Here is a 23,289-nt window from a genome sequence, read left to right as displayed (position 1 = left end):
CGAAATGGATGCATTCACGTTCACTTCGCCCTTCCGCTGAGCAGTAGCGGGCTCGCAGGCGGCGGGGACGCGCCCAGACGATCGACCCGAACATTCACACTCACACGGACGAGGAAAACTTGGTAACCAGCCGCCCTGGTTGGGCCCAAACCTCTCTCTGTTTGCTCGACGCCGGCATACCCGCACCGTAAGCGCTGGACGAGGACAAGTTCCGCTGGCCGCGGGTGGAGAACGGCGTGATCCGGCTTGCCGCGCCCAACTGATGGCGCTCGTCGAAGGCATGGACTGGCGCGCTTAAGCCGAACGGAGACGGCGTCCGACGTCGGCCGGATAGGCTGTGGCGAAGTGACTCAGGCGCAAAAGGCGGGCCTCTGGCCGTGCAAAACAAGCTTTTGTCGGCGTCATGACGAGAAGCGCTTTGGCCCGTCTCCACGAAATCGTTCCGCTCAAGGCGATATTCGTCCCCATGGCGGCGGAGAAGGCCGAACTGCAACAACTCCGGAGCGAAACACTCAAGGCCGAGATCGTCCGGATGGCGACACTCAACGAGCGTGCCCAGGAGAGGATCGCCGACCTTCAGGGATCGTCAAGCAGCTGGAGCGCGCCGCTTCGGTCGCAGCTCCGAGAAGCTCGAACGTGCCCAGCAGGCCTTCGCCTTCGAAATCCAGACCGGGCTCGGCGCGATTGAGTCCGAGCTCGAGGCCGCAAGACCGCAACACCGACAGGCGAGCCGCGACGTGGTGCGCGACCGCGCAAGGCGGTCCCGGCGCATCTGGAGCGGGTCGAGATCGTCATCCGGCCCGAGCCATGGGGGAAGAAGCGCTCCCGCAGCCAATCGTCCAGTCCGTCAAACGCCGTCGGCCGCACAGGCATGCGAAACGGAACAGTCCCGCTCTCGCGTAGATACCGAGGCACCGTGTTGCGCGCGCACCCGAATTCCTTCGCCCGTCGGTTCCCCAGCCAACCTCATGCCGCCGCAGCATCGCTGCCACCTCTTCAGGCTGAAGGATCTGCTCTCCTTGCATCGTTCTCGACAATGCAGGAATCGCCCAATCCCAATCGCCATCCATTCTCAATTCGGCCGACAAGTGAGACGCCCGGTGCTCTTAGGCAGGGTAATCATACGAGATGCCTCCTGCAACATCATTTCCCGCATCCATAGGCTTGCCGGATCATTATTGTGAAGCGCAGGCCATTGGACGGCCTCCGTGAATGCGGCAGGAAGTGGCGGCGGAAGTTCGACAATCCGCAGGGGTGTTAATTTTGCGAAATGCTGCGCCAGCCGCAACGGCATGGTCCCGATGCGGCTGGTGCCTGATAGAAGGGGCGGGATCATGCTAAAGCCGTGTACGACGACCTCGATACGTCTCTCGAAACCGTTCTCGAGCAAATACCATTCCTCGATGGAGGGCTGCCGGGTGTCCCCGAATTTAAGCACAACCTGCCCCATCGACAAGTATCGGTCGAATGTAAGTGGCTCTGACAGCTGCTTGTTCGTGCCGCAGCCTACGCATACGAGCATATCTTCGAACAGGGCTGCGCGAGGATGTTTCGACATGAACACTTCCGGCATAATCAGAAAATCAACGTCGCCGCGCCGGAGAAGCTCCTCGGGGTCGTCGGAAATAGGCAGACATTCGAAGCGGACGGCGGGAGCTTCCCGCGCAGCACGCTTTACGATTTTCTTAAAAAATACGAGTGTGAGGTAATCGGAAAGGATGATGCGGAAGCGACGATCCGATCCGACCGGGTTAAAGGGGTCCCAGGAAATAATCGACAGCTGGATGTGCAGCAATGCCTCCCGGACTGCTGTGGCGAGCCCCTCCGCGCGCGGTGTCAAAATGAGTTCGCGGCCGTTCATCGTAAATAGCTCATCGCTGAAATAGGCGCGTAACCGACCGACGGCGGCGCTCATGGCCGGCTGACTCAGGTTAATACTGCGGGCTGCGGCGGTGACTTTACGCTCCCTGATCAAAGCGTCCAGCACAACGAGGAGATTTAGATCGAGTCCCTTAAAACGCATGCATTGACCTATCCGACGCGTGGATGGGTATCGCCCAAACAATCAATTTCACGAATGGTGAGAGCGTCAACGCATCAGCCGACGACGAAACAGAGCAACCGATAGGAAGAACGGCAAAACCGTGTATATGCAAAGCGCGCCGATATGCAGGCCCATGCTGCCGGCGGGACGGCCAAGCATCGCCGGACGAATGAGGTCAATTGCATGTGCGAGCGGCAACAAGGAGGCGACGTCCTGAAAAGCGCCGGGCAATTGGTTGACCGGAAACATCGCGCCGCAAAGGAACAGCATGGGTGTTATAACAAGCGTATTATAAAATATGAAATATTCATAACTGGGCGCAAGCGCCGTGACGACCATCGCTAGACTCGCGAAGGCGAGGCCACTGAGAGCGATGACTGGCAGCAAGCAGAGGATGGATGGCCACGATGCGTAGCCTAGCGTGGTCGCAACAATAGTGATTGCTGTGCCCGCCATCAGGGCCTTGGTGGCTGCCCACGCCAATTCGCCGAGTAAGATATCGCCGAGCGTCAGCTGAGTGCATAGCATTCCTTCCCAGGTGCGCTGGTCGCCCATGCGGCCGAAACTCCCGTAAACCGTTTCAGCGGTCGCCGATGCCATCGCGCTTGTGGCAACCATGCCAGCCGCGAGAAACGCAATGTACGAAGTGCCCTCAACAGGACCTATCATTGTTCCGATTCCAAAGCCGAGACCGAACAGATAGATCATCGGATCGGCGAGGTTGCCGAGCACCGATGCAAGCCCGATTTTCTTCCATCCAAGATAGTTGCGGCGCCAAACCGCGACCCAATTCCACGCATTCGCGGGCATGCCCGCCGCATAACGTTCGCCCATTGTTCAGTCCTCCATCTCGCGCCCGGTTAGCCGCAAAAACACATCCTCGAGATTGGGAGGACGCTGCAGAAGGCGTAGACCCGCGCGCCCGCGTAGCTGCGCCAGCACCTGCTCCGGATCGGGTGCATAGCAAAAAAGCGTCTCACCGCTCACCTCAATGCGCTGTGCGTACGGCCGGATCAGCGCACCCAGTTCATGCGGATTGCCGCCGTAGACCTCGACCACGTCACAGCCGATCTGCTCGTCAATGAGTGCGGACGGGCGGCCTTCGGCGATCTTGCGCCCCTCCTCCATAACGCACAGCCGATCGCACAGCCGCTCGGCCTCTTCCATGAAATGGGTAGTCAAAAGAATAGTCTTGCCCCGCGCCAGCAGCGATCGCAGCCGTTCCCAGATCAGGTGGCGGGCCTGCGGATCGAGGCCGGTGGTCGGCTCGTCCATCACCAGCAAGTGCGGGTCATTGATCAGCGCACGCGCGAGCGTCAGGCGCCGCTTCATGCCGCCGGACAGTTCGGCGACGCGCGCATCCGCTTTGTTCTCGAGGCGGGCGAACTCAAGCAGCGATGGTATGACCGCATCGATCTGGCGTCTGCTCATCCGGAAGTAGCGCCCGAACACCAACAGGTTCTCGCGTACAGTGAACGTGGTATCAAGATTGTCGAACTGCGGGACCACGCCGATGCGCATACGTGCCAAACGCGCGCGCGCCGGCACTGGAACGCCGAGCACAGTAATCTTCCCCGCATCGGGCGATGTCATGCCGAGGACCATACGCGCAATCGTGCTTTTGCCCGCGCCGTTCGGTCCCAAGAGCCCGAAGCATTCCCCCGCCGCAACGCGGAACGACAGTCTGTCGACAACGAGCTTGTCATAAGTTTTGCTTACGTCAGTAAGATCGATCGCTACCATGGACATGGGTTCATTTTACCGAGAGGGACGCCAAGACTGGCGGTTGCTTGGTTGCCTGCCGGACCTGAAACTGTGACTCGTCTTCGCCATCCCAGCCGTCGATAACGAACTGATCGACATCACAAGGATTTAGCCCCTGTTCCGGTAAAGCGGCGACAATTGCGTATAAATTATCGATGGCTTGGTAACGCGGATCGTTGTGCCGCTTTTCCTGGTCAACGCAGAAGACGAGCCGTCCATCCTCGACCAGGGCGATCGCCCCATCATGGGTCAGCTTGATACCAAAGATGCGCATAGTGTCTCCAGGTTAACGGCGATAGATTCGATTCATCAGGAAGCGGAAAGCGGGTTTCGGAAACGGACGAGCAAGCAGTCTTCGTTGACCGACTCGCCCCGACACTCAAGACGCTCTACCTCGATCAACGTTTCGTTCAGCATGGCGATGACCGGCTCAGCACCAGCGGCGTGACCCCAGCGACGGCAATTAGCATCCCTTGCCGATCCGAAGATCAGATGCCCGCCAGGCGCAAGCACCCGCACCAGGTTTTTGACGGCCTCGCGCATCTCGGCTATGTCTTCGAGATAGTAGAGGACCTCCGCCACAACGATCAGGTCAAACAACTCGTCGGTCGAAAACTGTTGAACATCGGAGACTATCCAGTTGATGCGCGACGGCTCGTTTATCCGTTGACGTGCTCGAGCAATCGCTTGCGCCACGACATCGATGACGGTGAGCCCTTGGCAGTAGGGGGCTAGTTTTTCCGTGAATGCGCCGGCAGCGCACCCGACTTCGAGGGCATTTGAAATGGAGCCTTGGGCAAGCGCCAGCTGGAGCATTTGCGTGTGGCGCTTCCGCTCGAACGGATTGCCGTCGAGAAGCCACGGATCGTCTGCGGCCAATTCCCGATCAAGCAACTGATGATTCACGTTCTGGGTCAAACTCGTGCACCTCTCGTCCACTAGGTAATTAGCGATCACTCGTCGCCGCAAATGTTGCCCGACAGCACTAATTCCGAAGAATCCCGCGCAAGATTGAGCCTGCGAAGCGGAGCCGCATGCGGCGAGAATTCTGCCCTGCTGGAACCAGTGATCGGAGTTTGGGTGGGGGCCTGTTTTCCCCCAGTGTTCGATGTAGCGACAGCAGAGCCTCGCGACAGCCAATCGCTATTGCTCAATGTACACAGCGCGTAGGCTTTCAACGGAAGCAAGAGAAAGATGTTGATGAACGTGTGCAGCGAAAAGCCCAGAAATCGAAACTGTCGGGCACGAAATGCTACCACGCTGCATCGGAGCATGGTCATGGACACAATCATCAGTCCTGTCCACCAAGGCACAGAGCCTGTCAGTGCGAAATGTGCGAGGCCCGTTAATACCGATACGGCGAGGAGTAGCGCGCCGAGATTCTGTCCGACCACGTCCAACGTGAGATAGCTATTCAGGCTGGGCAGCAAGCGCAGCCCAAGCAGCGTGTCCCGGAATGTGCTTCGTGCCCAACGGAGTTGTTGGCGCAGATACGGTCCTAGTCTGTTCGGGACGACTGTGGCCGCGATGGCGCTCGGAACGTACTCGGTTCGAAAGCCTGCTTTCAGCATCAGGATAGTAAGATGGCGATCCTCACCGAAGTCGCTTGGCTTGCCCCGAAAAAACTGCGACTCGTACTGGTCCAGTAACAAAAGGAGCGCAGACCGGCGGTACATGGCACATGGGCCGCAACAGCACATAACGGCACCGAAGCGAGCCTGCGCCGCGCGCTCCTCGTTGCAAGCCAGCCAGTACTCCATGTCTATCAGCCTGGTCAGCCAGCTCTCGGTCCGGTTACTGGCCGTCAACTGACCCATGACTGCGCCGACCGCTGAATCTCGCATCTTCGGTACAAGCTTGGCAATGACGTCGGACGCGAGTAACGTGTCTGAATCAACGTTAAGCACCAGATCCCCTGATGAGCGGCGTATCGCGGCGATCTGCGCCTTGCGCTTTCCAACATTCTCGGGAAGCAAAATGATGTCGAACCTAGGGTCGCGCGCGTAGGCTTCGTGGACAGTTCCTAAGGCTTCGCGATTTCCAGAACCGTCATCAACCACATAGACCCGAAGTCTTCCGGCGTATTCTTGGTCGGCAATGGAAGCCAGGCACTCTGAAAGCGTGCGCGGATCCTCGTTGAAGCAGGGGACGATGACATCCACGCTGGGCAGTTGATCGGAGCCGACGAGAGCCTCCAACGCCGATGAGTCGTTTGTCGGCAGAGCATAAAGCCCCTGCATGCTCTTATAAGCAGTCGAGAGCAGCGCATAAAGCGATATGGCCACAGTGCTGGTTGTACCAAGAAGAGTCATGGGATCTCGTTTGTTCAGTGATGTTGAGGAAGTGAGCGGATTACAAATCCGCGCTCACGCAATGCTGGAATCAGCCGGGACAGCGCCGTGACCGTCTGGTCGCGCAGACCGGCGTGAGCGCCCCGGCCCAACTCGCCGGGAGGGCATCCGTCGTGCAAGAGTACGATTGCGCCCGGCCGGACAGAGGCGAGCACTTTATCGATAATCGCGTCGACCCCAGGGCGAGACCAATCTCGAGGGTCGACGGACCAATGGAGGGCCGCCAGCCCGGCGATCTGTGACGCTGTGAAGACTTCTTCGCTCCAGGCGCCGTAGGGCGCGCGAACATAGCGCACCGAGGCCTGCGGGCACGCTCTCATGATGGCGTCGTTCGCTTCAAAGACCTCACGTTGCACTTCGCCGAAACCGCATTGGTACAGATCCGGATGAGACATCGTGTGGTTGCCTACCTCGTGCCCTTCTGCGATCATCCGTTGGATTAGATCTGGGTGCTCTAAGGCGTAGGCGCCGATGACGAAGAAAGTCGCCGGCACCCGCTGCTCTGCCAGCACATCGAGAATCTCCGGTGTGAAAAGTCGATTGGGACCGTCGTCAAACGTCAGATAAACGCTGCGACGGCCGGTGCCGTCAGAGCACTCACGGCGCACTTCGTACAAGCAATCGGGACGGCTCATAGCTCTGGTCCGTTCCGATCTATCATCGTGCCCGTGGGCCATTCGCTGATCGGCCGTCCAACCGGCAGAACAATGGTGAGTGCGTCATCGATGCGTGTGGGCGGCAGGTCGAGGCGGGCCTCTGGTCGGGTCGAGCGCACGCGAATTCCCGACAAAACGGCCAAAGGCCTGTATCGCCGCCCGAACCTCTCAACATGATTCCGCAGCGCGTCCCGGACCGTTCCGAAAGCGAATGGAACGCCAAGCTCCTGCAGTATTGGAAGCATGACATGGATTGAATGGGCGATTCCGAGACCCTCAAGGTCCGGGCGTACCCCGTACAGGCCCAGCTCAGCCACCAACAGGTCGACCGCGTCAACCTTGATGAAACGGCGCAGTATGCCCATGTGAGCCGCTACACCACTTGAATCATAGGCGATCACGCGGAGTTCAGGCCTGGCTCCGGCCCAGCTTCGACTACCTTCGAACGGTTCTGCGTTGGACGCCCCAGTCGGCCCGTACGTATCACGAAAGAACTCGGCGAGCTCAACGTGATCGGAGAGCTGCAACTCGTTTTCCCAGCACAACTTCCACTGCACCTGATGGCGCATTCAGGACCTCTCTTCATATTAGTTTTTTGCGGCCGCATTACCCGACCAAAGCGGCGCTGTTGGCTGCATTCAGCCGTTGTCGTTGGCGAAGGTGAGCCAGACGCTCTCTCGAAGTCCCGGCCCGTGTCGTCGATTTGAGCTTGACGTCGCTCATTAACGTTCCTCTAATGCATGGCTCGTAAATTCGTAAAATTGATTGTTTGAATGATACGCATCCACACGTTGGATAGAACATGACATGCGTTTCAAGGGACTCGATCTAAATCTCCTCGTTGTGCTGGACGCTCTGATGAGGGAGCGTAAAGTCACTGCCGCGGCTCGCAGTATCAACCTGAGCCAGCCGGCCATGAGCGCCGCCGTTGCTCGGTTACGCGCCTATTTCAACGATGAGCTATTTACGATGAACGGCCGCGAGCTCATTTTGACACCGCGCGCCGACGGGCTCGCCACAGCAGTCCGGGAGGCATTGCTGCACATCCAGCTATCGATTATTTCCTCCGACGCTTTCAACCCGGCCCAATCGGATCGTCTCTTCCGAATGATGCTTTCCGATTACATCACGCTCGTATTTTTTAAGAAGATCGTAGAGCGTGCTGCGCGGGAAGCTCCCGCCGTTCGCTTTGAATGTCTGCCTATTTGCGACGACCCCGAGGAGCTTCTCCGGCGCGGCGACCTTGATTTTCTGATTATGCCGGAAGTGTTCATGTCGAAACATCCTCGCGCAGTCCTGTTCGAAGATATGCTCGTATGCGTAGGCTGCGGCACGAACAAGCAGCTGTCAGAGCCACTTACATTCGAGCGATACTTGTCCATGGGGCATGTCGTGCTCAAATTCAGGCACACCCGGCAGCCCACCATGGAGGAATGGTATTTGCTCGAGCACGGTTTCGAGAGACGTGTCGAGGTCGTCGTACAGGGCTTTAGCCTGATCGCGCCCGTCCTGTCAGGCAGCAACCGCATCGGGACCATGCCCTTACGGCTGGCGCAGCATTTCGCAAAAACAACACCCCTGCGGATTGTCCAACTTCCGCCGCCACTTCCTCCTCCCGCATTCACGGAGGCCGTCCAGTGGCCTGAGCTTCACAATACTGATCCGGCAAGCATGTGGATGCGGGAAATGATGGTGCAGGAGGCATCTTGCCTGGCGCCTTTGCCTGAAATCATTGAGCCCCTCGGGCACGCCGATCCGACCTTGCGGTTGTTGGTACCGACTGCCACCTCGATTTCGCGTGCGAAGTCCCGGAAGATGTTAAGCCCCACTTAAACACCGGGCCTTTGCCCAGCAGAGCGGCGCAGTTGCTCGTCAAGTACGAGGGCCAGGAACGAGCAGAACACACGCCCGGGGTAGCTACTGAATTGACTGCCGCCTCCGATTCTGATTGCGGAGTCCCAGAAGATGCTCAGCCCCACTTAAATGCCAACGTCGCAGGCCTTGCCGCGGCTTTTCACGCGCGGCCAGGCGAGGAGATGGCCGTCGACGTGGTCGATCCAATCTGTGCCAGCCTCGCTCGGCTACTGGCGTCGACGACAGTCCCCTGCACCGAGTAAGTCGGGCACTTGGCAATGAAGCCGGTCGAGCTTGACGCTGCGGACCCAGGCAATTGACCCCGCGCTTCGTGAACGCGTGGCCGATCCGTTCATCTAATCGGCGCTTCATTCTGCCCGGCTGATGTCCGTGGGTGCGGCCACCCCGCGGGATGGGATCATCATTCAACTTTCTCTCGTTTATGAAAGGAAACTCCCCGCTCACGATAGAGTCCATGAGTTTCATATATTTTCCGGCAGATGGATGTCGAACGGGAGAAATGTCTGTCCGGGTGTTTCAGCGGTGCCGGTCTCGATAGCCCGCGTCATCAGCATTATCAGCTCCTGGCAAAGTCGGCGCATTGGCGTGGCGACCGCCATCGTGACGATATTATCTGCGAGCGCCGCCCGAGACTCCGGCGTGATTTCATTCACGATCGCGACGAGATCGCGACTTTTGCCCTCTTCTCGGAGCGCGGAGATGGCGCCCTCCATGCCGCCGCCGGCGACATAGAAGCCGACGAGCTCGGGCTCTCGCTGCATGAGATCAAGCGTTGCCTCGTAGGTGATCTGCCGTTTCTCGAGGTTCATGACTGGATCCAGCACCTCGAACGTGGGCGCGTTCTCACGGCAATAGGAGCGAAAGCCGACGTCACGGAGCTCGTGCCCCTGGAAACGATGGCTGCCGACAAAAACCGCCACTTTGCCGGGCCGTTTTGCAACCTTGGACACCATCCAAGCGGCCGTGCGCCCCACCTTGCGGTTGTTAAGGCCGATATACCCCTGTCGCACGCCGGCGGCGAAGTCGGAAAGCAGCGAGAAAACCGGAATGCCTTTGGCCTTGAGGTCCTCAACCGCTGCTGTAATTTTCGGGTGGTCCGGTGCCACCATCGCGATCGCATGGCAGCGTGCGCCCAAATCCTTGAGCGGCGCGATCAGGTCGCTCGGCATATGTGACGGGGCGAATTCGACGAGCGGAATGCCGTGGAAGGACTGGGCCAAATTGACCGATGCTTCGACCTCGCGCGCAAAATCTTGGTAGAAATGCTGGGCCGGTTTTCTCAAGATGAAGCCCAGACGGTAGTGCGGTAGGTCTCGCCGCAAGCGCTGCTTGATTAGCCCGGCAGCATGATAGCCGATCGCGTGGGCGGCGTCGTGGACCCGCCGCGCGGTCTCCTCGCGCACCGGATGGCGGGCGTTCAGAACCCGGTCGATCGTTGCTACGCTGACTCGGGCTTCGCGGGCGAGATCGGCAATTGTGGGGCGCTTGGTCATAGGTCCTATTCTGATCGGTTTTTGACGCGGGCCGGCTCTCTGTCGCCTAACGCGTTTCGGTTTCGGGTGGCAAAGTGAAGACGTCCCATACGAATGGCCAACAGCGTGTTGGACGAACATCATTCCAGACGTAAACCGGCCGGGTATACTGAAAGGCTCATTCGCTTAAAGGGCGGTGACGGTTTGCACTCACACATTTAGCGCTTCTGCTACATGGTCCGTGAGGAGCCGTTTAGAGGCTGCGGGTCGGTCGTTCAGTTCATGTGACCGGCTAGGCGACTTAACAGGTCGTGGGCCGCCCACCTTATTGGGAGGAGGGTAGCCGGTTTGATGCCTCGGCAAGCTGATGACCGCAGAAGGCGGCTTTCATCTGTGCTCGGTCCAATTCTCCTTCCCAGCGGGCGACGACGAGGGATGCCACTGCGTTGCCGACGCAATTCGTCAGCGCCCGGCATTCGGACATGAAGCGGTCGATGCCGAGTATCAGTGCCATCCCAGCAACGGGAACACTCGGAACTACGGCGAGCGTAGCCGCCAGGGTGATGAAGCCCGCGCCTGTGACACCTGCAGCGCCCTTGGAGGAAAGCATTGCTACGAGCAGCAGCAGCACCTGATCGCCGATGGACAGATCCGTGTTCGTCGCCTGCGCGATGAAGAGGGCCGCCAGCGTCATGTAGATATTCGTGCCGTCCAGATTGAATGAATATCCGGCCGGGATGACGAGACCCACAACCGAGCGCCTGGCGCCCGCCTTCTCCATTTTCTGCATCAGCGAAGGGAGCGCCGCCTCCGAGGAGGACGTTGCGAGGACAAGCAGCAGCTCTTCCTTGATGTAGCGAATGAGAGAACAGATCGAGAAGCCGTTGTAGCGGCAGACCGCGCCGAGAACCCCGAACACGAAGAGGAAGGCGGTGAAATAGAACGTCGCGACCAGCATCGCGAGGTTGACCACCGAACCGATGCCATATCTGCCGATGGTGAAGGCCATTGCGCCAAAAGCGCCGATCGGCGCGCCCTTCATCAGAATCCCAACGAGCTTGAAGACAGGCGCCATGAGCGCCTGAAGGAAGCAAACGACAGGCTTGCCCGGCTCTCCGGCCATCGCAAGCGCCATGCCGAACAGAACCGAGAAGAACAGCACCTGCAGGATGTCGCCTTCCGCGAAGGCACCGACGATCGTTGGCGGGATGATGTTCATCAGAAAGCCGGTGACCGACTGCTCGCTGGCTTTTGCGGCATAGGTATTCACGGCCTGGACATCGAGCGAGGCCGGATCAATGTTGAGGCCGGCGCCAGGCTGGACGACATTGGCGACGATGAGGCCGACGATCAGCGCGAGCGTCGAGAAGGTGAGGAAATAGACCATTGCTTTACCGGCGACCCGGCCGACCTTATGAAGATCGTTCATGCCGGCAATGCCGGTGGCAATTGTCAGGAAGATGACAGGCGCGATGATCATCTTGACCAGCTTGATGAAGGCATCACCCAGCGGCTTCAGGCTCTCGCCGGTCTCCGGATAAAAATAGCCAATTGCGACGCCGAGCGCGATGGCGGCAAGCACCTGGGCGTAGAGCTTGGTGTAGAAGGGTTTGCGGGGCGCGGGACTCGCGCCGCGAACTTGTGCAGCTGACACTGTTTCTCTCTCCCTGACCGGATCGAGGTGGCGTGGCTTCTCCCGGGCTTCTCCCTATCGCGGCGCTCCGGTCGAACGCTGCACCAACGCCGCCGCAATACCCATGCCAGATGAATCCGCATGACCTGAACTGACGTGGGCTCGCCAATGATGGAGGAATGCGGTGTCAGACCAGCGGGATGGCCGCGGTTCGGCACGCCCTTGATGGTCTCTGGCAGAGTGCTGCCGGTCGATCCCTCTGGCTAGCGGTTTTGCTGCACAGAGCGTGGTGGGTTCCCCGTTTTAGCCTGCTCTGGACCGGGCCGCATCGCTGGCGCCAGCGCGTACCAAATAGGTCGCCTGTTCATAAGCCCGTCCAGATGACAGGCTAACTTACCCCGTTCGGAAGCGCTCGTTTCTGGACAGCCTACGACTATGCAGCCGCTGCAATGCACAGAATAATTCGGATGGGCCTTTGGACGACCCATTTTGGCAAATCAACGCCCGCAGCAGGGGCAGCCGCTTCCAAGCGGTCCCATCGTAATCTGTTCAGACTTTTCGATACGCTCATTGAGTGTGCCGATTTCGGCCCCAGGCCGGGTGATCCGTGTTACAAACTCTTTCCGATCACCCAGAGACAACTTCGTATATCCCCGGATAACCTTGCGCAGTTCATCGTTCATCATCTTCTCCTTATTTAGTTTCCGCCGCAAACGGCGCATTTCTTTTTTGGCCACCAACGCAAACGTCGAGAAATGGGGATTTCGTTACACACCGCACATAACCTTCGATACTCGATCAGCCCGTTTCGCATGCCTAGGTTCTTTTCTTCGGACGTTATGTCCTTCTCGATGTCATGGGAATCTATGATTTTTTGTTGATCGGTCCGCATCCTGAATTCGAGAGCGATATCGTCGACTCGACTTTCGCCGATTGCACGCCAGGCCTCCTCCATTTCATATGAATCGCGCATGGCACGTGAGCTATAGGCCAGATCGTCGTCCCATCGGCTGAAGACTGCCCAAAGAGCGAAAAGCAGTTGGATTACCGCGGCCACCGCGAGACCAATCTTAAGCACCGTCAGGTAAGTCGCTGGCAGTCCGAATGCGTCTGAGCCCGCAATAGCGCCAAGAATGATGGGAATTGCGAACGCCCAGAAATCGCGCAGCCTCGTAAGAAGCTTAAGTCGCCTCAGACGGCGCGAAAAAACGGTATATGTGCCATGGCAGTTCAGCGCAGAATTCCACGCTTTTGTGCGCATCTCAGCTTCAGTGATCATGTCAGCTCGATGACAAAACATTAACTCAGCGGGAACTGCCGGTCGGCCGCCTCGAATAACATGTGGAAGTGAAGCACGGTAGGTTGTGAATGGAAAAATTATCCGTACTTTACTGATATTCATAAGGATCAATCTTCATGACAAAGAAGCCTGACAGAACCGTTTATCAGCGCCCTGCCGACAAAAAGTGGGTAGACAGACGAAATGACGCCGATCGCGGCTTCGTGCATGATACGCAGAAGGACGCAATTCAATCCGCCAAGGAAAAGATCACCAACCAGGGCGGTGGCGAACTGACGGTGAAGGGCCGCGACGGAAAAATTCGTAGCAAGGACTCGGTCGGCGGCGGTAACGATCCCAATCCTCCGAAAGACAAAGAACATTGATGCCTTCCACGCTGCGACGCCGCAGGCCTAATACGGTTGCTTTTCCAGGTCGCCTGCCTGCACGGCAGGTGAGCATCATATTTGCCTGAATTGGCACTACGCCAATTCGCTTGGCGGGTATAGGTTTCCAGCATCGACGCATCCCGCCCTTTGCGTGTTCCTCAGGCACTTCCGTTCCGGCCATTCCGCCGCGGTTGTGACCACGGCTCTAGGGAACCCCTGACGGGCTTCCGGACATCGTGTGACAATCCCTTGTGTAAGAGGCGAGTTCCTCTCGCCGGAACGCCCGCGCCACATGGCGCAAATCCGTTGGTCTAGAGGAGGCCGAGAGCTTCGCTTTCCCTGACTAGCCGTGGCACCCATGATGGGATGAATGCGCTGGCACAAGGCGGGAATGACGAGGGTCCAGCACGACCCGTTGATGTTCACTGACAGAGTGCTGCCGGTCGATCCCTCTGGCTCGCGGTTTCATCGGTGGCATCAGAGCGGAGAATTGCTGTGCTCTTTGCAACGCTCCCGCGCGACGTCGAGACGTAGAGGTTGACGCCGTTGGTGCTGACCACGACGATGCGATTCAGAAATTGCGAGGCACCGCCTACGAAGCCGTACTCGACTCCAGCTTCGCGCCTTCACACGCGACACCGCCGCCGCATGATCAACTCGAGAAAAAATGGCGGTTGCCGCAACCGACCAGTGTCGTTGGCGGTTATTCTCGCTCCCGCCCCTCCTTCGCGGGCGCTGGTGAATGGCACGGCCCGGCATTTACACTCGGCGCAGTCAGCCGCTCGGGCACCGCATCGCCGGCGCAAGTATTTCCGTCGTTCAACGGCAAAAACAGAATTGATGAATTCTATCATATGCCGCGAGGTTTCCTTTCACGAATGAAAGAAAGCTCGATTGACTATCCCGCCTCGCTCCAGTCTTTTGAAAACAACGTGTGGTTGCCTTGGTGCAAGCCGAGACCATGGCCAAGCTTCGTGGAGGGGAGAGCCAAGCGATGCATCAGGGTTCGATCCGCTTTGCACTCGACCAAACGGCGGCCGCACGAGTTCACGTCGGAGTATTTTCGCGCTTGCTCGCGACGTCGCGGGCGCACATGCCGCCGGCCTACGTTTGATGGCGCGAGATCGAGGATCACATGCACCACAACATTCGCAAATCAGAACAAAATGCCAGCGAGTGCGGCATATCGCTGCCGGATGCGATAAGGGGTTGTCCAACGTCCGAGACGAATCCTGCGAATGGGGCATTGCACGAGCGCGCCCTCACCGGAATCTTCGAAATATCGAAAATACTCACCGATCCCGCCCGGCTCGAACTCACGTTGACCAAGGTCGTTGATCTCCTGCACTCGTTTGTGCAGATGCGGCACGGCATCATCGCTCTCTGCGATGCCGAGGGCGGACTGGACATCACCGTGGCCAGCGACTGCGACACGAACAGCAATGAGCCCTCCCGGTCGCGGGTGCCGCGCAACGCCATCGATCAGATTGTGACGACGGACACGCCGCTCATCGCCGAGGACATAGCGATGCATCCGGCCTTCACTGCCGCTGACATCGAGGTGCTTGGGGCCTCCGACACCGTGTCGTTCATCGGCGTTCCCATTCGTGTTGATGGGAACGCCGTAGGCGCGCTGACTATGGACAGGGCTTTGGAAAGCAGGTCAAGCTATAGGCTCGATTACGATGTCCGGCTGCTCACCATGATTGCCAACATGGTGGGACAGACGGTCAAGTTGCATCGCTTCTCCGCGGGCGACCGCGAGCGACCGCTGGAGTTGGAAGACCGGCTGCAAACGAAATTTTCTGGTGTTAAGCACCCTGCACCCCGACGCAAAAAGGTTCATGTCGAGGGGATGATTGGTGACAGTCCGGCGATAAGCGCGCTGCTGGAGAAGATCGCGGTCGTAGCCAAGGCAAAAACCACGGTTCTATTGCGAGGCGAGTCCGGTACCGGAAAGGAGCTGGCTGCCAAGGCAATTCACGAGTTGTCGCCGCGCGCCAAGCGGCCCTTCGTTAAACTCAATTGTGCAGCGCTCCCAGAGACAGTTCTGGAATCCGAATTGTTCGGTCATGAGAAGGGTGCCTTCACAAGCGCATTCAATTCCCGCAAGGGGCGCTTTGAGCTCGCTGACAAGGGGACGTTGTTTCTGGATGAGATTGGCGAGATCTCGGCCTCGTTCCAGGCAAAGCTACTGCGCGTGCTGCAGGAGCAGGAGTTTGAGCGCGTCGGCAGCAATCAGACCATCAAGGTCGATGTTCGCGTGATTGCCGCCACGAACAGGAACCTGGAAGAGGCGGTTGCAAGGAATGAGTTCCGCGCCGACCTATACTACCGCATCAACGTGGTTCCCTTGCTGGTACCAGCATTGCGCCAAAGGCGCAGCGATATTCCGCTCCTCGCAGCTGAGTTTCTCAAGAAGTTCAACGACGAGAACGGCTGTACGCTCACCTTCGATCCGCGTGCGATTGAAGTGCTGATGAAATGTGAGTTTCCCGGCAACATTCGCGAGCTTGAAAATTGCGTGCACCGGACAGCGATCCTGGCCGAGGGACTATCAATCGGGAGAAACGACTTTGCCTGCTCCCAAGGCCAATGCTTTGCCGAGGCGCTGTGGAAGTGCAGATCGGGCAAGGCCGCGCTGCAACCATCGCCGATCCTGCCGGAGTCAGCGAATCCGGCCACGCCGGATGCGGCAGCCTGTTCGGCCGCGACTACAGTCCCGCGTGCCGGTGCAACACACCCAATTGGCGCGAGGAACCCCGACATAGAGCGCGTCATTGCTGCCATGGAAAGATGTGGCTGGGTGCAGGCAAAGGCAGCGCGCCTCCTTGGACTGACCCCGCGCCAGATTGGCTACGTGCTAAGGAAATACGGCGTCGAGATCAAGCGTATCTGAAACCGAGGAGATGAGCTGAGCTGCTTAGCGCCTTGCGGCAGCGATGCAGATCCGCGTCCGCGTCCACTCGATTGACAGAGGATAGCCTGGCCGAATTCCCGTGTCTGCGTTGCGACCATCGTGTGAGAGGCAACGCTTCCATCGTCAATCCCGTCCGCCATGTTGCTCTCGTTGCGAGCTCATACGGATGCCCCCTTTGTGACTGAAACGGAGTTAAAATATGTCCGATGCAAAACTGCAAACTGTGCTTTCGGCTCTTCCGCCAGTGACGCGACAGTTAGATGCTCTGCCGTCCAACGGACCAGCGCCGGACGGAAATTTTGTCAAGCTGAATACGAATGAGAACCCGTTTCCGTTGCCGCCAATCATAATGCAAAGTGCAGTGGCGGCCCTCAAGTGCCAGTATCTATATCCGGATGACGATAACATCAGCTTGAGGGAAGCGGCGTCCAGCACCTATGGCGTTTCCAGGGATCAGGTCATCGCAGGCAACGGGTCGTCTGAACTGCTCGGACTCATCTACAGAGCTTTCCTCGCGCCTGGCGACAAGGTTGCGATGATGTCGCCAGGGTTTTCGTTCAACCGCAAACTTGCCATGATTCAGGGCGCCGAGTTTCTCGAAATCGGATGTCAAGCTCATTCCCTGCCAATGGAGCAATTGCTTTCCGGTCCGGCAAAAGACGCCAAGTTCATTATGTTGGCCAATCCAAACAATCCGACCGGAACATTCCTCCCGATAAGCGATATCGAACGCCTCGTAGCACAATCGGACCGCTTGGTTGTCCTTGATGAGGCCTACGTCGACTTTGCACCCGATCACGGCCTGCGCCTCATCAACCGGTATTCGAACGTTCTGATCTTGAGGTCATTCTCGAAAAGCTATGCCGCCGCCGGCATTCGCGTCGGTTTCGGCTTCGGTCACCCTGAAATTATTGGCAGGCTGCGAAACATCCAGAACGTCTTCAACATGAACGTCATCGGGCATGCCGTTGGTATCAGCGTGCTTGCGCATCGCGGCGCCTACGCAGAGAACCACAAGCACATCAAGGATGAACGAGAGCGAGTGACAGTCGCGCTGTCGCAACTCGGATTTTCCGTAACGCCCTCCCGCGCAAATTTCTTGCTGGCCCGTGTGCCCGCGGGACAGGACGGCTCATGGTGGCAAGCAGCATTTGAAAGGCAGAAGATACTTGTCGCGTTTTTTCCGGACAGAGGCTTGGAACACTGCATCCGCGTCAGCATCGGCACAAAAGAGCAGATGGATGCATTTCTTGCTGCCGCTGGCGACATTGCTGGAAGCTTAACGGTGCCAAGCTCCAAGGGCAGGGAAGCGTCAGGCTCTGCTTCTTCGTTACGCTGACGCTAATCGGCGATCACACACATCTCTTCCGACTTGCTCGGTCATCCCAGCAAGAGAACAGCCTGCTTTTAAAACCGGGGACTTATCGAGTGACAAACGTCTTTCCTTCAAACCTAGCGTTCGGCATCTTCGATCATCTGGACGAGGATGGCCGCGATATCGGCCGGCAGTACGAAGATCGCCTGATATTAGCAGAGGCGTGCGATCAGCTAGGGTTCTATGCCTATCATCTGGCAGAACACCACTGTACTCCCCATGGGAGAGGTCCATCGCCGAATCTGTTCTTATCGAGCGTCGCCCAGCGCACCCGGCGCTTGCGTCTCGGACCCTTGGTGATGCTGCTTGCGCTTTATCATCCGCTGCGTGCGTTCGAAGAGATCTGTATGCTGGACCAGTTGAGCGGTGGCAGGCTCGAACTGGGCATAGGGCGCGGTGCTCTCCCGATCGAATTGGGCTACTTCGGGATTGGTGCGGACGCGGTGCCGGGCCGTTATACCGAAGCCAGCGAAATTCTCATGGAAATACTTGTTAATCCGATGAAGGTCGGCACGCTATGCTATCAAGGCCGCCATTTTGATCTCAATGACGTTCCTTTGACGCTAAGACCTCATCAGCGTCCACATCCGCCGACATGGGTCGCTGCCAATCGACCCGAGTCCGCAGCTTGGGCGGCTGCGAATGGAACAAATATCGCGTGTGTAGGACCTTCCTCTTCTGTTCGCAAAACTACTGATGCGTTCCGCGCCTATCGAGAGGACAACGCTGGCGCGGGGGATCAGGCGCAATTTATCGGATTGCTCCGCATGGTCGTGGTTGGGCGTTGTGACACACATGCCTATTCGCTCGCGGCACCTGCTTACGAACGCTGGCTCAAGAGCTTCCAATTCCTTTACGAGCTTAACGCTATCCCCACTCCACCAAACCTGCCGCTGACCTTCGATGCGGCAGTCGAGAGTGAATTGTGCGTGGTAGGATCAGCAGAATCTGTGCGAAAAGCTCTGTTAGGTCAGTTGGAAGAGGCAGGTGCCAACTACCTGCTTTGTCAACTGGCATTTGGGAATCTGCCGCTAGATGCTTCCCTGTACACCGCGACGACCATTCAATCCGAAATCATGGCTCGACTTGGCTGACCAAGCTCGATTTGGCTGACCATGAAATTCGCAGTCTGAGGTTGAATCGTTGTACAGCGCTCCCTCACATCCACGTGCTCTAGCGTGCACGTGGTGGGGACGGGCAATCGGGAGGGAGGCCAAACTGACGACGAGCCGGCGGCACAGAATACCAGCTTTGTGCGTTGGCTGGCGTCTGGGCCATCTTGTGAACCTGCATGATCCTAAGGAGATGATGGCCGAGCGCGTCACGATGCAGGCACGCGTCTGCTCGTCGCGCTCGCGCTACCCGTTGCCCATAGCCCGCCGCAGAGGTTCTTCTCGCCCGGGGCGGCGTCGGTGCGGCGCCTCCAGCTTCATCAGCGGCCCGGCGGTAGCAAAGCCGCCACTCGCTACGGCGCTGTTGAGGGCGCGCTCGCGAGCGGCTTTGCTACGCCCAGCCACCACCGGGAGCGAGCTCGCCCGATGATGGGGGTGCACCGCGGTCGGGATACGATGCTGGAGGAAATCGTTCGCAGCCGGTCTTCACGAACTGCGAGGAGTGCTTGTCCTTGAATGCTGCCTGCTGGCCGTCTGCGGTGCCTGAGTGGTCCGCCGACACGCCCGAAAGTCAACGCCACTACCACAAGGCCGCCAAAAAGTCAAGTCTGGGAGCCAGCTTGCACGGTGGTCTCGTGTTCGGGGATGTCGTCGAAGGAGGCGTAGTTGAGATAGTAGAGTTTGGAATACAGGCCGCCCATGGCTATTAGCTCATCGTGGTTGCCAGTCGCAACAACTTGGCCATTCTGAAGCACGAGGATGCGGTCGGCCCCCCGGATCGTGGCGAGACGGTGGGCGATGACGAGGCCAGTCCGCCCTTCAAGCAGCTTGATCAGAGCCTTCTGAATCTGCAATTCCGTGTAGCTGTCGATGTTGGCGGTAGCTTCGTCGAGCACGAGGATCTTGGCGTCAGCGACGAGGGCGCGGGCGAAACTGATAAGCTGGCGCTGGCCGAGAGATAAGTTGTCGCCGCGTTCGCCAAGTTGGGTCTCATACCCGTCGGCGAGGCTCATGACGAAGTCATGCGCGCCGACCGCCATCGCCGCCTCGATCACCTTGTCGCGCGTGGCTTCCGTCTTCTGGTATCGAATGTTCTCGAAGACCGTCCCGGTGAACAGGAATGGCTCCTGCAGCACCATGGCGACCTGGCGGCCGAGCGATTCTTGGGTGAGGTCGCGCACATCATGCCCGCCGACCAGCACCTGACCCTGCTGAACATCATAGAAGCGGTGGACCAGGGCCATCGCACTCGATTTGCCAGAACCGCTCGGTCCGACCAGTGCGACCGTCTCGCCGGGGTTGACCCTGAAGGAGACATTTTTCAGAACCGAACGGTTCGGATCGTAGCCGAATGTGACGTCCCTAAACTCGACCGAGCCGTCCATTTCGGGCGAAAGTACCTCGGCATTGGGTTTGTCCTGAACATCGATCTTGACATCGAGCACATCGGTCAGGCGCTTGCCTGAGGCCATGGCGCGCTGCATGATCGAATATTGCAGGGTGAGTGAGCGGATCGGGTCAAAGAAGCGCTGGATGTAAAACAGGTAGGCTACCAACACGCCCACATCTATACGGCTATTCACGACCATCGAGCCGCCGACCACAATAACGGCGGCCAAGGCGAGGCCCGTGAGGCCATCGACGATAGGCACCATGACCAGTGCATATCTGGCAGCGATCAGTTGGGTCCTGAGGTTGGCATGGGCCCGGTCGTCGAAAAGAATGAAATTCACCTGCTGGCGATCCATCGACTGTATGGTCCGCACGCCGTGAATGGCTTCGGCCAGCGCGCCATTGACGACGGAATTGGTTTCGTGTGCAGCCATGAAGGCGTCGCGGGCACGCGGCAGCCAGACAATGCGGACGATCACCAGAATCGGCAGAACCGACAGCGTCAGGAGGCCGAGGCGAAAGTCGAGCCACAGCACTACGAAAACGATGCCGAAGAGAAGTGCAACATCGCCTAGGGAATATACCGAGGTTTCCAGGAACTCCTGTATGGAGTTAACGTCGCCTTGCAGGCGCGACATCAGGCGTCCGACCTCAGTCTTGTCCATGAAAGAGAGCGAAACCTTTTGCAGATGGCCAAACATGGCGCGGCGGATGTCGAACAGGACAGTTTCGGCAATTTTCCCATCCAAGGTTTCCTGCATGTAACCGGCGGCGAAATTGACCAAAATCGCCGAAAGGAACGCGCCGACGGCCGCAAGCTGGGCTGAGCGATCGCTCGCTGCCGGGTTCATGCCCTGGTCGATCGCGTAGCGGATGATCAAGGGGATGAGAAGCTGCGTCCCGGTGAAGATCAACATCGCGACAATCGTGACAACTACCTTTGCCCGATAGGGATGGACGAAGCCCCAGATCCGGCGGAGGATGCTCTTGTCGAAAGCCCGGCCGAACATCTCCTCCTCGATCCGGTGCGAGCCGACGACCGCGCGCGGAGGGCGTCTGCCGTCGTCACGTTCGGCTTCCATTTCGCCGGGGCCCTGGTCCATCAGCGGGCGCCCCCATACTGGGTCATATGCTATCACCTGGGCGCGTCTGGAGATCGTAAAGGGCCCTGTAGCGTCCCCGCTTCGCCAGAAGCTCTTCATGCGTGCCGCGTTCTACGATTTCGCCGTTATCGACAAAAAGGATCTGATCGGCATGCATAAGCGCACTCAGCCGGTGCGCGATGATGATCGTCACCCGATCCTTGGCGAAGCGCCGCGTCGCCGCGCGAATGCGCTGCTCGGTGCCGGCATCGATCGCGGCCATCGAGTCGTCGAAAACGACGACAGAGGGGCGCAGCATCATGGTGCGAGCAATCGTGAGACGCTGGCGCTGGCCGCCAGAGAGAGAGACGCCGCGTTCGCCCACGACCGTCTCATACCCTGCTGGGAGCCCGAGGATGTAGTCGTGGAGCTGGGCGAATTCGCCAGCGCGTTCAATTCGCTGTCTCTTCGCCCAGGGGTCGCCATAAGCGATGTTGTTCTCAATCGTGGTGGTGAACAGGAACGCATCCTGCTGTACAACGGCAACCGCCTTCCGAAGGCTCTCGAGGGTGACATTGCGTATGTCCTGGCCGTCCAACGTGATGGCGCCACCGGTCACGTCGTAAAAGCGGGGGATCAGATGAGCCATCGTCGATTTGCCGGAACCCTGCGGACCGACGATCGCGATCGTCTCGCCTCTCCGGGCCTCAAAGCTGAGGTTCTTCAGAATGGCGCGGTTTTCGACATTGGGGTACGCAAATGAGACATTGTGGAAGCGCAGAGTGCCGTCGCTTATCTCAAGCGGTCTGGCCTCGAGAGCATCCCTGATCGTGATCTCCTGATCGAGGAGACCGAAAAGCCGCGAACCGCAGCTGGAAGCGCGGGCAAAGGCATTGACCATGAGGCCGATCTGGCGGACTGGCATTTGCAGGATGGTCATGAAGGTCAGGAAGGTCGCCATCGTTCCGACGCTGATCTCGCCAGCGATGAGCTTGTTGCCACCGATCCAAAGCACCAATCCCATTGCGAAAAAGAAGGACAAGGTCATCGCCGACGTGCTGGGTACGTAGATGTCAACGAGATCGTTGGCGAGGCCGAGCGCGGTCTTGGAAGCGCGGTCGAACTTCAGCATCTCATAGGATTGAGCCGCAAAAGCGCGGACCACGCGGATGCCTGCGAGATTTTCCTTCATCACGCGGCTTAGTACCGAAAGGCGCTCATAGAGGTCGAGCCAGGTGGCGCGCAGCCTAAGCTGTGTGGTCGATGAGCGCCAGGCGACAAAAGGCACGAAGCTCAGCGCGACCAGGCCGAGCATGAGATCGATCGAGATCATCATGTAGGCGCCGATCCCGATCAGCATGGTGAGCAGGACCACGCGAACGAGCGCGGTGGAAAAATACATCCGCACGCCTTGGAGATCGAGCATTCCGATGGTGATCAGATCGCCTGAATGGACCCGATCGTGAAAGGAAAAGCTGAGACGCTGGATCTTGTCGTAGTAGGCGAGCCGCAGTTCGTACGCGACATGATGCCCGACGGCTTCGGCAAAATAGTTCTGCGCCATCGTGAAAAGGCCGCGTAGCGCGCTGACGGCGAGCAGCAGGAGAGCCGGGGTCCAGAGCGCTTGTCCTGCCGCGCTCCCGGCGACACCGCCCCCGATGGCTGTCTGGGCCTGGTCGACAGCCCGGCCGAGAAGCTGGGGAATGAGCAACTGGAGGATTGCCGCCATGATCGTCGAGCTCATAGCGAAGGCGACCTGCCAGGGATGCCGAAAATTCATACGCGTTATGCGCAACAGCGTACTCAAATCCCGGCCCCAGCGCGCCGCTTCAACATGGGTCAACGAATTCAGAGCGTTCGTTGCGCTGCCGACAGCATCACTGTTCACGGGTGTATTCCCGACTGCATTTTGCGCCTTCGAGGAAAGCCGAAGGACGCATCATCA

18 protein-coding genes and 2 pseudogenes are annotated in these 23,289 nt (G+C 58.5%); 5 read left to right on the top strand and 15 right to left on the bottom strand.

Annotated elements, in window-relative coordinates:
* Positions 1-807: 807 nt before the first annotated feature.
* The 9 genes and pseudogenes from NKI49_RS18110 to NKI49_RS18070 form a co-directional block, all read right to left on the bottom strand.
* Positions 808-1,070: pseudogene (locus NKI49_RS18110) on the bottom strand (hypothetical protein); the annotation flags it as partial.
* A 2-nt stretch (positions 1,071-1,072) separates the two neighbouring features.
* Positions 1,073-2,023: a LysR family transcriptional regulator gene (locus NKI49_RS18105; protein ID WP_023760349.1), complete on the bottom strand. Its 951-nt coding sequence runs from the start codon at positions 2,021-2,023 to the stop codon at positions 1,073-1,075.
* Between the two features lie 66 nt (positions 2,024-2,089).
* Positions 2,090-2,878 (bottom strand): ABC transporter permease, encoded by a 789-nt coding sequence (locus tag NKI49_RS18100; protein WP_023736275.1) that lies wholly within the window; start codon positions 2,876-2,878, stop codon positions 2,090-2,092.
* A 3-nt stretch (positions 2,879-2,881) separates the two neighbouring features.
* Positions 2,882-3,793, bottom strand: a complete 912-nt coding sequence (gene nodI / locus NKI49_RS18095) for a nodulation factor ABC transporter ATP-binding protein NodI (RefSeq protein WP_023766916.1) — start codon at positions 3,791-3,793, stop codon at positions 2,882-2,884.
* Positions 3,794-3,836: 43 nt separating this feature from the next.
* Positions 3,837-4,082, bottom strand: a pseudogene (locus NKI49_RS18090) (carbamoyltransferase N-terminal domain-containing protein); the annotation flags it as partial.
* A 35-nt stretch (positions 4,083-4,117) separates the two neighbouring features.
* A complete protein-coding gene (gene nodS / locus NKI49_RS18085) occupies positions 4,118-4,726 on the bottom strand; it encodes a nodulation methyltransferase NodS (protein WP_023736278.1) in 609 nt (202 codons plus the stop codon).
* A 35-nt stretch (positions 4,727-4,761) separates the two neighbouring features.
* Positions 4,762-6,120 (bottom strand): chitooligosaccharide synthase NodC, encoded by a 1,359-nt coding sequence (gene nodC / locus NKI49_RS18080; RefSeq protein ID WP_352603628.1) that lies wholly within the window; start codon positions 6,118-6,120, stop codon positions 4,762-4,764.
* 14 nt (positions 6,121-6,134) lie between these two features.
* Positions 6,135-6,794 carry a chitooligosaccharide deacetylase NodB gene (nodB, locus tag NKI49_RS18075; protein WP_023766912.1) on the bottom strand — a complete coding sequence of 220 codons (660 nt, stop codon included), beginning with the start codon at positions 6,792-6,794 and terminating at the stop codon, positions 6,135-6,137.
* Positions 6,791-7,384, bottom strand: a complete 594-nt coding sequence (locus NKI49_RS18070; RefSeq protein ID WP_023736281.1) for a NodA family N-acyltransferase — start codon at positions 7,382-7,384, stop codon at positions 6,791-6,793. Before NKI49_RS18070 ends, nodB begins: the two co-directional genes overlap by 4 nt.
* A 238-nt stretch (positions 7,385-7,622) precedes the next feature.
* Between NKI49_RS18070 and NKI49_RS18065 the strand changes: the two genes are divergently transcribed.
* Positions 7,623-8,648, top strand: coding sequence for a LysR family transcriptional regulator (locus tag NKI49_RS18065; RefSeq protein ID WP_352603625.1), 1,026 nt, complete (start codon positions 7,623-7,625; stop codon positions 8,646-8,648).
* A 503-nt stretch (positions 8,649-9,151) separates the two neighbouring features.
* Here NKI49_RS18065 and NKI49_RS18060 read toward each other — a convergent pair.
* The 4 genes from NKI49_RS18060 to NKI49_RS18045 form a co-directional block, all read right to left on the bottom strand.
* The gene (locus NKI49_RS18060) at positions 9,152-10,183 is read right to left on the bottom strand and encodes a LacI family DNA-binding transcriptional regulator (protein WP_352603622.1); all 1,032 of its coding nucleotides are present in this window, start codon (positions 10,181-10,183) and stop codon (positions 9,152-9,154) included.
* Between the two features lie 304 nt (positions 10,184-10,487).
* Positions 10,488-11,816: a dicarboxylate/amino acid:cation symporter gene (locus NKI49_RS18055; RefSeq protein ID WP_352603620.1), complete on the bottom strand. Its 1,329-nt coding sequence runs from the start codon at positions 11,814-11,816 to the stop codon at positions 10,488-10,490.
* A 476-nt stretch (positions 11,817-12,292) separates the two neighbouring features.
* Positions 12,293-12,478: a hypothetical protein gene (locus NKI49_RS18050; RefSeq protein ID WP_196815355.1), complete on the bottom strand. Its 186-nt coding sequence runs from the start codon at positions 12,476-12,478 to the stop codon at positions 12,293-12,295.
* A 14-nt stretch (positions 12,479-12,492) separates the two neighbouring features.
* Positions 12,493-13,074, bottom strand: a complete 582-nt coding sequence (locus NKI49_RS18045) for a mobilome CxxCx(11)CxxC protein (RefSeq protein ID WP_352486883.1) — start codon at positions 13,072-13,074, stop codon at positions 12,493-12,495.
* Between the two features lie 137 nt (positions 13,075-13,211).
* Here NKI49_RS18045 and NKI49_RS18040 point away from each other — a divergent pair, with 137 nt between their 5' ends.
* The 4 genes from NKI49_RS18040 (at position 13,212) to NKI49_RS18025 (ending at position 18,852) form a co-directional block, all read left to right on the top strand.
* On the top strand, positions 13,212-13,460 hold the full coding sequence (locus NKI49_RS18040) for a DUF2188 domain-containing protein (RefSeq protein ID WP_023813721.1): 249 nt from the start codon (positions 13,212-13,214) through the stop codon (positions 13,458-13,460).
* A gap of 1,138 nt (positions 13,461-14,598) precedes the next feature.
* Positions 14,599-16,362, top strand: a complete 1,764-nt coding sequence (gene nifA, locus NKI49_RS18035; protein WP_352603616.1) for a nif-specific transcriptional activator NifA — start codon at positions 14,599-14,601, stop codon at positions 16,360-16,362.
* A 220-nt stretch (positions 16,363-16,582) separates the two neighbouring features.
* The gene (gene hisC, locus NKI49_RS18030; RefSeq protein WP_352603613.1) at positions 16,583-17,722 is read left to right on the top strand and encodes a histidinol-phosphate transaminase; all 1,140 of its coding nucleotides are present in this window, start codon (positions 16,583-16,585) and stop codon (positions 17,720-17,722) included.
* Between the two features lie 89 nt (positions 17,723-17,811).
* Positions 17,812-18,852 (top strand): LLM class flavin-dependent oxidoreductase, encoded by a 1,041-nt coding sequence (locus NKI49_RS18025; RefSeq protein WP_352603611.1) that lies wholly within the window; start codon positions 17,812-17,814, stop codon positions 18,850-18,852.
* A gap of 620 nt (positions 18,853-19,472) precedes the next feature.
* On the opposite strand, the gene NKI49_RS18020 is transcribed toward NKI49_RS18025, so the two are convergent.
* Complete coding sequence (locus NKI49_RS18020) at positions 19,473-21,365, bottom strand: ABC transporter ATP-binding protein (RefSeq protein ID WP_352603609.1); 1,893 nt, start codon at positions 21,363-21,365, stop codon at positions 19,473-19,475.
* A gap of 22 nt (positions 21,366-21,387) precedes the next feature.
* Positions 21,388-23,232 carry an ABC transporter ATP-binding protein gene (locus tag NKI49_RS18015; RefSeq protein WP_352603607.1) on the bottom strand — a complete coding sequence of 615 codons (1,845 nt, stop codon included), beginning with the start codon at positions 23,230-23,232 and terminating at the stop codon, positions 21,388-21,390.
* Between the last annotated feature and the right edge of the window lie 57 nt (positions 23,233-23,289).

The sequence above is a fragment of the Mesorhizobium sp. M0587 genome (assembly GCF_040320945.1).
Lineage (GTDB): Bacteria > Pseudomonadota > Alphaproteobacteria > Rhizobiales > Rhizobiaceae > Mesorhizobium.
The sequence above is the reverse complement of the archived record's forward strand: the minus strand, read 5'-3'. Positions and strand labels throughout refer to the sequence as shown.